11 protein-coding genes are annotated in these 9967 nt (G+C 65.4%); 4 read left to right on the top strand and 7 right to left on the bottom strand.

Features of this window, described 5'->3' with window-relative positions:
- The first annotated feature begins 87 nt into the window (after window positions 1-87).
- Window positions 88-753, top strand: coding sequence for a mechanosensitive ion channel family protein (locus TBD_RS06320; RefSeq protein WP_011311771.1), 666 nt, complete (start codon window positions 88-90; stop codon window positions 751-753).
- A 125-nt stretch (window positions 754-878) separates the two neighbouring features.
- Here the strand turns inward: TBD_RS06320 and TBD_RS06315 are convergent, their stop codons facing one another.
- The 3 genes from TBD_RS06315 to TBD_RS06305 are packed head-to-tail and all read right to left on the bottom strand — an operon-like array spanning window position 879 to window position 3244.
- Entirely contained in the window at window positions 879-1769 is an 891-nt protein-coding gene (locus tag TBD_RS06315) for a pseudouridine synthase (RefSeq protein ID WP_011311770.1), read from the bottom strand.
- Between the two features lie 4 nt (window positions 1770-1773).
- Window positions 1774-2439, bottom strand: coding sequence for an SMC-Scp complex subunit ScpB (scpB, locus tag TBD_RS06310; RefSeq protein ID WP_011311769.1), 666 nt, complete (start codon window positions 2437-2439; stop codon window positions 1774-1776).
- Window positions 2420-3244 (bottom strand): segregation and condensation protein A, encoded by an 825-nt coding sequence (locus TBD_RS06305; protein WP_011311768.1) that lies wholly within the window; start codon window positions 3242-3244, stop codon window positions 2420-2422. Before TBD_RS06305 ends, scpB begins: the two co-directional genes overlap by 20 nt.
- 141 nt (window positions 3245-3385) lie before the next feature.
- On the opposite strand from TBD_RS06305, the gene TBD_RS06300 reads away from it, so the two are divergent.
- The 3 genes from TBD_RS06300 to TBD_RS06290 all read left to right on the top strand — a co-directional run bounded on the left by TBD_RS06300 (window position 3386) and on the right by TBD_RS06290 (window position 5017).
- Complete coding sequence (locus tag TBD_RS06300) at window positions 3386-3988, top strand: TetR/AcrR family transcriptional regulator (protein WP_011311767.1); 603 nt, start codon at window positions 3386-3388, stop codon at window positions 3986-3988.
- Between the two features lie 173 nt (window positions 3989-4161).
- Window positions 4162-4395 carry a sulfurtransferase TusA family protein gene (locus TBD_RS06295; RefSeq protein ID WP_011311766.1) on the top strand — a complete coding sequence of 78 codons (234 nt, stop codon included), beginning with the start codon at window positions 4162-4164 and terminating at the stop codon, window positions 4393-4395.
- Window positions 4396-4405: 10 nt separating this feature from the next.
- A complete protein-coding gene (locus tag TBD_RS06290; protein WP_011311765.1) occupies window positions 4406-5017 on the top strand; it encodes a DsrE/DsrF/DrsH-like family protein in 612 nt (203 codons plus the stop codon).
- A 35-nt stretch (window positions 5018-5052) separates the two neighbouring features.
- Here the strand turns inward: TBD_RS06290 and lon are convergent, their stop codons facing one another.
- The 4 genes from lon to TBD_RS06270 form a co-directional block, all read right to left on the bottom strand.
- Window positions 5053-7446, bottom strand: a complete 2394-nt coding sequence (gene lon / locus TBD_RS06285; RefSeq protein WP_011311764.1) for an endopeptidase La — start codon at window positions 7444-7446, stop codon at window positions 5053-5055.
- A gap of 59 nt (window positions 7447-7505) precedes the next feature.
- Window positions 7506-8270, bottom strand: a complete 765-nt coding sequence (gene motD / locus TBD_RS06280) for a flagellar motor protein MotD (RefSeq protein WP_041432441.1) — start codon at window positions 8268-8270, stop codon at window positions 7506-7508.
- A gap of 237 nt (window positions 8271-8507) precedes the next feature.
- Window positions 8508-9245, bottom strand: coding sequence for a flagellar motor protein (locus tag TBD_RS06275; RefSeq protein WP_011311762.1), 738 nt, complete (start codon window positions 9243-9245; stop codon window positions 8508-8510).
- Window positions 9227-9967 (bottom strand): RNA polymerase sigma factor FliA, encoded by a 741-nt coding sequence (locus TBD_RS06270; RefSeq protein ID WP_011311761.1) that lies wholly within the window; start codon window positions 9965-9967, stop codon window positions 9227-9229. The genes TBD_RS06275 and TBD_RS06270 overlap by 19 nt, the downstream gene beginning before the upstream one ends.

The following is a 9967-nucleotide window of genomic DNA, read 5'->3' as shown; positions in this document are numbered from 1 at the left end:
TAGACTGCCGCCGCGCCCGCAAAGCGGAAAGCCATCCCCGTACGCCCCGCTATAATTTGTGTTTTCGCGGTATATGAGGAGTGAGCCATGCAGCAGCAACTCGACGTCTTCGTCGCTTCCCTGACTTCCTTCTGGACCCAGCTCGCGAGTTTCGTGCCGCAGCTGCTGGCGGCACTCCTGCTGCTGTTCCTCGGATGGCTGTTCGCGAACCTCGTGCGTACGGGGGTGACGAAGCTCCTCGACCTGCTGCACTTCGACAGCCTCGCGGAAAAAACCGGCATCGAAGCCTTCCTCAAACAGGGCAACCTCGACATCTCACTGTCGCGCATCCTCGCGCGGCTCGCCTACTGGATCGTGATCTTCGTCGTCGTCGTGACCGTGGCGAACAGCCTCGGCCTGCACATGGTCGCCGAGTTGTTCAACCAGGTCGTGTTCTACATCCCCAACATCATCGTCGCGATCCTGGTGCTCGTCTTCGGCGTACTCGTCGCGCGCTTCATCAATCGCCTCGTCTTCGCCTACCTCAACAACATCGGCGTCCAGGGCGCGCTGACGATCAGCACCCTGTCCGAATACGCGGTGATCATCTTTGTCGTGTTCGTCGCGCTCGAGCAGCTCGAAATCGGCACCAGCCTGCTCACCGCGGCCTTCCAGATCGGCTTCGGCGCAGTCGGGCTCGCGTTCGCGCTGGCCTTCGGCCTCGGCGGCCGCGAGTGGGCCGCGGGCGTCATCGAGCGCATGACGAAAAAGTAGTGAAGCAGCGGTGATCATATGGGCGGTGCCCGGTCGAAGGCTACGGCTGCGGCGCCCTGCCCGCACTACAGCTTAAGGCGGCGGCGTCCCGGCCCACCGGCGGCCGGCGACGCCGGACAGGCGCGTCAGCGGATGCGCGGCTTGCGCGTGTGCTTGTCGGGGACGCCGCGCGTCTTGCGGCGCGGGCTCGCTTCCATTCCGGCCCAGCGCATGACCTGCGCGACGAGGTCGTCGTCGAGTTCGGTCTTCTGGCCGCGCCGCAGTTGCGGCGGCAACACGATCGGGCCGAAGCGGATACGCGTCAGCCGCGAGACCGTCAGCCCCAAGTGCTCGAACAGGCGCCGCACCTCACGCTTGCGGCCTTCCTTGATGACGACGCGATACCAGCGGTTGGCGCCCTCGCCCCCGGCGGCGAAACAGCTCTGCAACTGCGCCGGGCCGTCGTCGAGTTCGACCCCTGCCAGCAGCTCGGCGATCATGTCCTCGGTCAGTTCGCCGAGCACGCGCACCGCGTATTCGCGTTCGACCTCGAAGCGCGGATGCATGAGCCGATTGGCGAGATCGCCCGAGGTCGTGAAGATCATGAGACCGTCGGTGTTGTAGTCGAGCCGGCCGACCGCGATCCACTTCGACCCGCGCAACCTGGGCAAGGCGTCGAACACGGTCGCGCGGCCGCCGGGGTCGTCGCGACTGACGATTTCCCCTTCGGACTTGTGATAGATCAGGATGCGCGTGCGTTTTTCGTCGAAGCGCAGATAGACGCGACGGCCGCTGACCTTGACGACGTCGCGCGGACCGACCTTGCTGCCGACGGTCGCCGTCTCGCCATTGACCTGCACGCGCCCTTCGGCGATCCACTCCTCCATCTCGCGGCGCGAGCCGAGCCCGGCTGAGGCGAGCGCCTTGTGCAGACGCTCGCTCGCAGCCTCGGGCGCGGTCGCCTGTTGCAGGCGGCTCGCCGCGCGCCCCTGGGGAGCGTTAGGCGAGCGGCGGATGGGGGATGCGGGTCGGGCCATGAAGTCAGATATTCTCGGTGACCGCGCCGGCGGGCGCGGCGGTTTCGATCACTGCGCCGAATGCCGGCGCGGCGTCATTGTCCTGCAATTCCTCGCGCAGTTCAGGAATCAATGCGGTTTCGTCGGGCGTCACGAGCGTGCCGAGTTCCTCCAGCGGCGGGAGCTCGGACAGCGTGCGCAGGCCGAGATCGCTGAGGAAGTGGCCGGTGGTGCCGAACAGCGCGGGCCGGCCCGGGACGTCGCGATGGCCGATCGCCTCGATCCAGCCCCGCTCTTCGAGCGCCTTGATGATGTTGGGGTTGACCGCGACGCCGCGCACGTCCTCGATGTCGCCGCGCGTCACCGGCTGGCGATACGCGATGATCGCGAGCGTCTCGAGCACGGCGCGCGAGTAACGCGGCGGCTTCTCGTTCTTGAGCCGCGATAGCCAGGGCTGCATCTCGGCGCGGGTCTGGAAACGCCAGCCGTCCGCGACCTGGATCAGTTCGACGCCGCGCCCGTGCCAGGCCGCGCGCAGTTCGTCGAGCGCGCGACGCAAGGTCTCGTTCGACAGCTCGTGCTCGAACATGCGCTTGAGTTCCGCGGGCGTCAGCGGTTCGATCGCCGCCAGCAACGCGGCTTCGAGAACGACCTTGAGGTCGTCGGGATTGTCACTCGGCTGCAGATTCATGGAGCTTCACGTAGATGGGGGCGAAAGGTTCGGCCTGCGTCACGTCGAGCAGCGTCTCCTTGCTCAGTTCCAGGACGGCGAGGAAGGTCACCACGAGTTCATGCACCGTCGAAGCTTCCGGAAACAGCTCCTTGAATTCCATGAATTCTCCGGGCGTGAGCCGTTTCAGGATGCGGCTCATGTGCTCGCGGATCGACAGTTCCTGGCGGCCGATGCGGTGATGGGTGCGGTTCTTCGCGCGCGACAGGATCGCAAGCCAGGCCGCGGCGAGTTCTTCCGCGTGCACGCTCGGCAGCCGCTTGGCCGCGGCCGGCAGGAAAACACTGACCGTATCGAAATCCCGCCCCGCCTGCGGCAAGGCGTCGAGCTGCTGGCCGGCCCGCTTCATCTGCTCGTATTCGAGCAGCCGCCGCACCAGTTCCGCGCGCGGATCGTCGGCCTCGCCCGGCTCGTCGGCCTGCTCGCGCCGCGGCAGCAGCATGCGCGACTTGATGTCGATCAGCACCGCCGCCATCAGTAGATATTCGGCCGCAAGTTCGAGCCGGGTCGCCCGCGCAGCCTCGACGTAGGCCATGTACTGCTGGGTCAGCGCGGCCATCGGAATGTCGAGGACGTCGAGGTTCTGCTTGCGGATCAGGTAGAGCAGAAGGTCGAGCGGACCTTCGAAGGCTTCGAGAAAGACCTCGAGCGCGTCGGGCGGGATGTAGAGATCCTGCGGCAACTCGGCGAGCGGCTCGCCGCGTATCTTGACCGCTGGCCGGGGCGGCGTTTCGAGAGGCGGATCGAGCAGCTCGGCTTCGTTCATGCGCGGCATTTTACCCGAGGCCGGTGGGTCGGCCTCCTGCGGGCGCGTTCATCGACGCACGGAATTTCCGTAAGCCGTATAGGGACACACGAACAACGATCCCGCTTGCACTTTACCGAACGGTCAACTAGGATCCCCCTCATGAACATCGCCACCGACACCCGCTCCCGCATCATCGCCGCCGCCAAGCCGCGCTTCCACTCGCGCAGCTACGCCAACGTCGGCATCCAGGAAATCTGCGAGGGCGCGGGCGTGCAGAAAGGCAGCTTCTATCACTTTTTTCCATCCAAGCGCGATCTCGTGCTCGCGGTCATCGACGAATTTGCCGACGAATGGGCCCACGGCTTCGTCGCCGAGGCCTTCGACCCCGCGCTGCCGCCGATGGAGCGCATCGACTACCTCGTCGACGCGGCCTACTTCTGGCAGAAGTCGATCAAGCAGGTGCACGGGCGCATGCTCGGCTGCATCTTCGGCAACCTGACGCTCGAAGTCAGCACGCAGGACGACATCCTGCGCGCCAAGCTGCTGGCGATCTTTTCGCGCGCTAAATCGCGTTTCAAGGAAACGCTCGAGCAAGCGGCAGCGGCCGGCGCGATCGCGCCGCTCGATGCCGACCGGACCGCCGAAGCCATGCTCGCCTACCTCGAAGGCGTGATCCTGCTCGCCAAGTCGCAGAACGATCCCGAGGTGATCCACCGCCTCGGCCCCGCGATCAAGACCCTGCGCGTCGAAACGGCGGCCTGATACGCATGCGTAAAGGCCATTTTTTTCACGCGGGAGTTAACCGACCGGTCTAGCGGTCGCTCCGTGGGAGCCGCGCTGCCAGTTTCAACAGCGGCGCCCTGCACTTTTCGCCCGGCAAATTTTTTTGCCGATTGCCTTGACCGAACGGTCATCTACCAGAGGAGGTTTTACCCATGAGCACGACCGCTACCCAGACGCTCGACGCACGCGGCATGAACTGCCCGCTTCCCATCCTGCGCACGAAGAAGGCCCTGGCTTCGCTTGCCAAGGGCGACACGCTCGCGGTCACGGCGACCGACCCGGGCTCGCTCAAGGACATGCAGGCCTTCTGCAAGCAGACTGGCAACGAACTGGTTTCGTCGAGTGCGAACCAAGGCGAGTTCGCGTTCGTGATTCGCAAATCCTAAGGAGACGGCCATGGGCGCACCTGAAAACACCCTCGCCGGGCATCTCGACCCCGCCCGGCTCGACGAGTGGTTCGACCAGCGTTTCGAGGCCAGGATGGCTGAACGCGAAGCCGCACACGTGCCGTCGCTCGCGATCATCGCGACCAAGGGCACGCTCGACTGGGCCTACCCGCCCTTCATTCTTGCGTCGACAGCCGGCGCGCTGGGCTGGGACGTGTCGGTGTTCTTCACCTTCTACGGTCTCGAACTGCTGAAGAAGGACCTGAAGCTCGCAATCAGCCCGCTCGGCAACCCGAGCATGCCGATGAAGATGCCATTCGGGCCGCAGTGGCTCAAGGACATCAACTGGCATGTCCCCAACCTCGTGATGGCGGGCGTACCCGGCTTCGAGAAAGTCGCGACCGGCCTCATGCAACAGACGGTGAAAAACAAGGGCGTCGCCAGCATCGACGACTTGCGCAGCGCCTGCCTTGAGGCCGAGGCCAAGCTCTATGCGTGCCAGATGACGGTCGACCTGTTCGGCTATTCGCAGGACGCGTTCATTCCCGAGATCGAGGGCTGGATCGGCGCGGCGAGTTTCCTGTCGATCGCGCAGAAGTCGGACGTCAACCTCTTCATCTGAACCCGGCCGCGGCCGGTTTGCCGGGCCGCGCCGTCTCAGGCACGCGGCCCGAAGATGACGTCGGCGACGTCGCGATAACGCTTGGCGAAATGCACGGTCAGTCCCGCACGGATGTGCTCGGGCAGCTTGTCGAAATCGCGGCGGTTGGCTTCGGGCAGGATCAGTTCGCCGATGCCGACGCGACGCGCTGCGATGACCTTCTCGCGTATGCCGCCTACCGGCAGCACCTGCCCGGTCAGCGTGAGTTCACCGGTCATCGCGAGGGGCCGCGCGATCTTGGTGTTCTTGGCCAGCGACAGCAGCGCGCTCGCCATGGTGACGCCGGCGCTCGGGCCGTCCTTCGGCGTCGCGCCTTCGGGCACGTGCAGGTGGACGAAGCTCGTGTCGAAGAAGCTGCGGTCGGCGCCGTAGTCCTTGAGATGCGAGGCGACGTAGCTGTATGCGATCTCGGCCGATTCGCGCATGACTTCGCCGAGCTTGCCCGTGAGCTTGAAGCCGCGGTTGAGCGTGTGGACGCGTGTCGCCTCGACCGGAAGCGTCGCGCCGCCCATCGAGGTCCAGGCGAGGCCGGTCACCACGCCGATCCCCGACAGCGGCCGTTCGCGCAGGAACACCGGCTTGTCGAGATAGGCCTCGATCTCGCGCACGCCGATCTTGATCGGCGTGTCGGCGCCGCCGAGAATCTTGACGACCGCCTTGCGCGCGACCCGGCCGAGTTGTTTTTCGAGGTTACGCACGCCGGCCTCGCGGGCATAGCCTTCGATCACGTGCCGCAGCGCGCTTTCGGTGATCGTCAGCTGGTTCTTCTTGAGCCCCGCCCGTTCGAGCACGCGCGGCCACAGATGGTGCTTCGCGATGTCGATCTTTTCCGCCGTGATGTAGCCCGAAAGGCGGATGACCTCCATGCGGTCGAGCAGCGCCGAGGGAATCGAAAAATCGTTCGCCGTGCAGATGAAAAGCGCCTTGGATAAGTCGAAACGCACGTCGAGATAGTGGTCGAGGAAGTCGGCGTTCTGTTCGGGATCGAGCACCTCGAGCAGCGCCGACGCCGGGTCGCCCTGGTAGCTCGCGCCGATCTTGTCGACCTCGTCGAGCATGATGACCGGGTTGGCCGAGCCGGCCTCCTTCAGCGCCTGCACGAACTTGCCCGGCATCGCGCCGATATAGGTGCGGCGATGGCCCTTGATCTCGGCCTCGTCGCGCATGCCGCCGACCGAGAAGCGGAAGAACTTGCGCCCGAGCGCCTCGGCGACCGACTTGCCGATCGACGTCTTGCCGACGCCGGGCGGGCCTATCAGCAGCAGGATCGAGCCTGCCATCTCGCCGCGCATCGCGCCGACGGCGAGGAATTCGATGATGCGATCCTTGACGTCGTCGAGCCCGTCGTGGTCGCGGTCGAGGATGCGTCGCGCGCGTTCGAGGTCGATCTTGTCCTGGGTATGGACGCCCCAGGGCAGCACGGTCAGCCAGTCGAGATAGTTGCGCGTCACCGTGTATTCGGCCGAGCCCGTTTCGAGCATCGAGAGCTTGTGCATTTCCTCGTCGATGCGCTTTTTCGCCTGCTCGGGCAGTGCGAGTTTGGCGATCCGCTCACGGAAGGTGTCGAGCTCGGCGGTCTTGTCGTCCTTCGCGATGCCCAGTTCCTTCTGGATCGCCTTCAACTGCTGGCGCAGGAAGAATTCGCGCTGCTGCTCGCTCATCTTCTCGTCGACCCGCTCGCGGATCTGCGACTGCAGCCGGGCGACGTCGAGCTCCTTCTTCAGCAGCACGAGCACCTTCTCCATGCGCTTCTTCAGGCTGAACGCCTCGAGCACATCCTGCAGTTCGAGCTTGGACGCGGTCGTGAGGCTCGCGGCAAAATCGGTCAGCTGCGAGGGTTCGTTCGGGCCGAAGCGATTGAGAAAGAACTTGAGCTCCTCCGAGTACAGCGGATTGAGCGGCAGCAACTCCTTGATCGTATTGATGATCGCGATCGAGTACGCGCGGATTTCCTCGGACTCCGGCTTGCCGGTCTCGTTCGGATAGTCGACGCGGACGCGGTACGGCGCCGTGTCCGACAGCCACTCGACCACTCGAAAGCGGCGCACGCCCTCGGCGATGAATTGCATCTTGCCGTCGGCGCGCACCGGATGATGGATACGCACCGCGGTGCCGACCGTCTGGAAGTCGCCGCGTTTGACGTCGTCGGTGTTGTCCGGCTTGACCACGACCAGTCCGACCATGTGCTGCGGCGTTTCGCCGATCGCTTCGACGGTCGACAGCCAGGGCGCCTCGTTCATCAGGAGCGGCAGCGTCTGCGCCGGAAAGAACGGCTTCTCGGTCAGCGGCAGCAGATAGAGCTCGGGCGGCAGGACGGGCGCCGCCGGCAGGCTTCGGTCGTCGGGAATGACTTCGCCTTCGAGCGTCGCGTCGCTGAAATCATTGGCCATACGGGATCCTTCTCAGTTCGACAAGCGGAACTGGAAGTATCGGGGCTATCCCCGGCTTTTCAAGGCGCGGCGGGTACGGGGATTTCGTCGACCGTGTCGGGCATCGCGGAGAGGATCATCAATTCGACGCGCCGGTTGCGCGCGCGGCCTTCGGCCGTGCCGTTCGATGCGATCGGCTGGCTCGCCTCGCGGCCGATCGCGAACAGCCGTGAAGGCGCGATGCCGCCGTCGGCGAGCAGGCGCACGACGCTCGTCGCGCGCACGGCCGACAACTCCCAGTTGGACGCGAAGACGGAATTGCTGATCGGCACGATGTCGGTGTGCCCGGTGATTTCGATATTGAACGGCTCGTGCCGCAACTGCGCCGCGACGGCGCGCAGCACTGCGAGCGACTCCGGCGCGAGTTCTGCGCGTCCCGGTTCGAACAGCACGTTCGCATTGATCTCGATGCTGACGCCGCGGCGGCTCTGCGTCACACGCACCTTGCCTTCCTTGACCAAGGGGCCCATGACATCGAGCAGATTGCTCGCGACCTCGGTCATGTGCGCCTGCTCCTCGATCGCCTGCTGCTGGCGCAGGCTGCGTTGCCTGACCTCGGGCGGCAGGGTCGTGCCCGGCAACTGAGGAACCGGAAGCTCGGCGACGGGTTTGCCGAATGCGCCGCCGAGGGCATTCGCAAGAACCCGGTACTTGCCCTCGTTGACCGCAGACACCGCGTACATGACGACGAAGAACGCAAACAGGAGCGTGATGAAGTCGGCGTAGGAAACGAGCCAGCGATCGTGGTTCTCGTGGTCGGAATCGATACGGCGGCGCCGGCGCATGATCCTAGGAACCGGGGGTGGACGCATGCGATGGTGCGCCTGGGGAGGTGGCTGCCGCGAAATAAGGAGGCGGCAGGCTCATGCCTGCAACGACGAATGACAAAGGCAGGCGCCTGACCAGGCGAACCAGCGCGCGCGTAGCGTCTTCAGGGCGGTGGCCGTCCACACCTAAGGTGCGAACGTCGGTGGTCGTCGGCCTGCCAGCGTCTCGGAAGCGATCATCCCCGGCTCCTGGGATCACAGATAGCCCTTCAGCCTGGCCTCGATGATGCGCGGGTTGTCGCCCTGCGCGATCGCGATGAGGCCGTCGCAGACGATCTCGCGCTCGGTGACCCGCCGCGCGATCGTGAACTTGATCTTGTTGGCGACCGGCAGGAACAGCAGGTTGGCGAGCCCGACCCCGTAGATCGTCGCGACGAAGGCGACCGCAATGCCGCTGCCGAGCTTGCCCGGATCGCTCAGATTCTCCATCACGTGGATCAGCCCCATGACGGCGCCGAGAATACCGAGCGTCGGCGCGTAACCGCCCGCCACCTCCCATACGCGCGCGGCCTGCCGTTCGGCGGTCTCGAAGCCGACGATCTGCACGTCGAGCGTCTCGCGCAATTTCACCGGGTCTGCACCGTCGATCAGCAGTTGCAGCCCGGTCCGCTGGAACGGGTCGTGGGTCAGGTTCAGATGTTTCTCGAGCGCGAGGATGCTCTCCTGGCGCGCCGTATGCGACCACTGCACGATGCGGCGGATGAGCGTCGAAGCCTCGCAGGGCGGCGGATGGAAGGCCCATTTCGCCATGCGCACGCCGCGCAGGAAAACCGGCAAGGGATGGTGCAGCAGCACCGCGGCGAGCGTGCCGCCGACGACGATGAGCAGGGCCGCCGGCTGAACGAACAGCCCGAGGTGACCGCCTTCGATCGCCTGGCCGCCGAGGATCGCGGCGCCGCCGAGCGCGAGCCCGATCAGGCTGCTGCGATCCACGAATCTTCCTTGAGCCGGGCGCGCAGCCGCGCAATCGCCTGGCCGTGCAGCTGGCAGATGCGCGACTCGCTGACGCCGAAGACCTCGGCGATCTCGCGCAGGTTGAGTTCCTGTTCGTAATACAGCGACATCAGGAGCTGCTCGCGCTCGGGCAGGTTCTCGATGCCGGCGATGATGCAGGCCCTGAGGTTGGCGTCGAGCAGCTGCGGCAGCGGCATAGTCGCCTCGTCGGCGGACTGCTTGTCGAGGAAGGAGTCGTCCTCGTCGGACTCGCCGAAATCCTCGAAGTAAAGCAACTGGTGGCCGCGCGCATCGCCAAGCATCGACTGGTAGTCGGCGAGCGGGATCTTCATCGCCTCGGCGATTTCGCCCTCGCTCGGCTGACGCCCCAACTGGTGCTGCAGCGCGGCGATGGCCTGCTCGATCTTGCGCATCGATTGCCGAGCGCTGCGCGGCATCCAGTCCGACTGCCGCAACTCGTCGATCATCGAACCGCGGATGCGCTGGATCGCGTAGGCCTCGAACTGCGCGCTCTGCGCCTCGTCGTAACGGCTGACGGCGTCGAGCAGGCCGATCATGCCGGCCTGGACAAGATCGTCCTCCTCGACGCTGGGCGGCAGCCGGCCCATCATGTGGTGCGCGAGCCGCTTGACCATCGGCATGTACTGCTCGAGCAGATCGTTTTTTTCGCTCTTCGCGGTCTTGCCGCTTGCGGTGTACAT

It is taken from the genome of Thiobacillus denitrificans ATCC 25259 (assembly GCF_000012745.1).
Classification (GTDB): Bacteria; Pseudomonadota; Gammaproteobacteria; order Burkholderiales; family Thiobacillaceae; genus Thiobacillus; species Thiobacillus denitrificans_B.
This window is presented reverse-complemented; position numbering and strand designations above follow the sequence as displayed.

What these genes read in the sequence shown, in the direction of transcription:
- TBD_RS06320 (WP_011311771.1), top strand. Translation starts at nt 88, where the DNA reads ATGCAGCAGCAACTCGACGTCTTCGTCGCTTCCCTGACTTCCTTCTGG.
- TBD_RS06315 (WP_011311770.1), bottom strand. Translation starts at nt 1,769, where the DNA reads ATGGCCCGACCCGCATCCCCCATCCGCCGCTCGCCTAACGCTCCCCAG.
- scpB (WP_011311769.1), bottom strand. Translation starts at nt 2,439, where the DNA reads ATGAATCTGCAGCCGAGTGACAATCCCGACGACCTCAAGGTCGTTCTC.
- TBD_RS06305 (WP_011311768.1), bottom strand. Translation starts at nt 3,244, where the DNA reads ATGAACGAAGCCGAGCTGCTCGATCCGCCTCTCGAAACGCCGCCCCGG.
- TBD_RS06300 (WP_011311767.1), top strand. Translation starts at nt 3,386, where the DNA reads ATGAACATCGCCACCGACACCCGCTCCCGCATCATCGCCGCCGCCAAG.
- TBD_RS06295 (WP_011311766.1), top strand. Translation starts at nt 4,162, where the DNA reads ATGAGCACGACCGCTACCCAGACGCTCGACGCACGCGGCATGAACTGC.
- TBD_RS06290 (WP_011311765.1), top strand. Translation starts at nt 4,406, where the DNA reads ATGGGCGCACCTGAAAACACCCTCGCCGGGCATCTCGACCCCGCCCGG.
- lon (WP_011311764.1), bottom strand. Translation starts at nt 7,446, where the DNA reads ATGGCCAATGATTTCAGCGACGCGACGCTCGAAGGCGAAGTCATTCCC.
- motD (WP_041432441.1), bottom strand. Translation starts at nt 8,270, where the DNA reads ATGCGCCGGCGCCGCCGTATCGATTCCGACCACGAGAACCACGATCGC.
- TBD_RS06270 (WP_011311761.1), bottom strand. Translation starts at nt 9,967, where the DNA reads ATGTACACCGCAAGCGGCAAGACCGCGAAGAGCGAAAAAAACGATCTG.